The organism is Streptomyces sp. NPDC002130 (genome assembly GCF_040296465.1).
Taxonomy (GTDB): domain Bacteria; phylum Actinomycetota; class Actinomycetes; order Streptomycetales; family Streptomycetaceae; genus Streptomyces.
Map to the genome: position 1 here is coordinate 1 of NZ_JBEOXI010001050.1, position 1,188 is coordinate 1,188.

1 protein-coding gene is annotated in these 1,188 nt (G+C 64.7%); it reads left to right on the plus strand.

Annotation, left to right across the window (positions count from 1 at the left end; all coding sequences use genetic code 11):
• Positions 1–231: 231 nt before the first annotated feature.
• The coding region (locus ABT116_RS48275) for a S9 family peptidase (protein ID WP_351647864.1) at positions 232–1,188 on the plus strand (957 nt) is incomplete at its 3' end.

Consider the following 1,188-nt stretch of genomic DNA (forward strand, 5'->3'; position numbering starts at 1 on the left):
GGTCGGCCAGGAGATCGGCCGGATCCCGGTCGACTCCATCTACTCGCCGGTGCTCAAGGTCACGTACAAGGTTACAAGGTCGACGGATCCGGTGTCCGGGGCAGCGTTCGGGCGCACCTGTTCGAGTTCGATCTGGCCGCCGGGTCGCTACGGCAACTGACGGACGGCGATTGGGACGCTTCGCATCCCGCGTACAGTCCCGACGGCACTGAGCTGGCCTTCACCGCAGCGATGGACGGCGACGCCGATCTGACGCGGGCGAGTTCCGCCTGGACCGTGTCGCTTACTGATCTCGCCGCCGCTCCGCGGATGTTGGGGCACGCACGCGGGATCGCCGGACCACTTGCGTGGACACCGGCCGGCGACGCCGTCGTAGCAGTCGGTTGGCACACGCCGATCATTCACAACAGCGAACTTCTCGTCCTGCATCGCGACCAGCGAATGGAAGACCGCAGCCTGACATCCGAACTCGACCGAAACGTCATGCCTGGCGGGACCGGTTATCCCGGTGGCGCACCGAGTTTCACCGCCGACGGCGACATCGTCTTCTGCATCCGCAACCACGGCTCCACCGAACTGCACAAGGTGGATTTCGGATCAGGCTCCGTCTCACCACTTCTCATCGGAGAGCAGGCAGTGGTCTCCGGCCTGGCCTTGACGTCCGGGCGGGCCGTCGTCGCGCTGGCAACGGCGACGTCCTTCGGTGAGGTCGCCGTCATCGATCTCGAGACTCGCGCCGTCGAGATCGTCACCGAGTTGAACACGGAACTGACAACTTCCGTCGCGTTTCCAGTCGCCTCCGAGCGTTGGTTCGACATCAGCGACGGCACCCGTGTTCAGGGTTGGATCCTGCGCGACCCGAACGTCACGGGCGCCGGCCCGCTGGTTCTGGACGTCCATGGTGGACCACACAATGCCTGGACCGGTACCCCCACCCTCATGCACGCATACCACGCGGAACTGGTCGCGCTCGGATACACGGTCTTGATGATCAATCCGCGTGGAAGTGACGGCTACGGAAACGACTTCTTCGACGGTGTGCGGGACGGCTGGGGCGAGGCGGATCGTGCAGACCTGCTCGAACCGGTCGAAACCCTTGTCGCCGAAGGGGTAGCCGATCCGAAGCAACTGGTGCTCACGGGCTACAGCTACGGCGGATTCATGACGTGCGCCCTGACGTCCGTCACC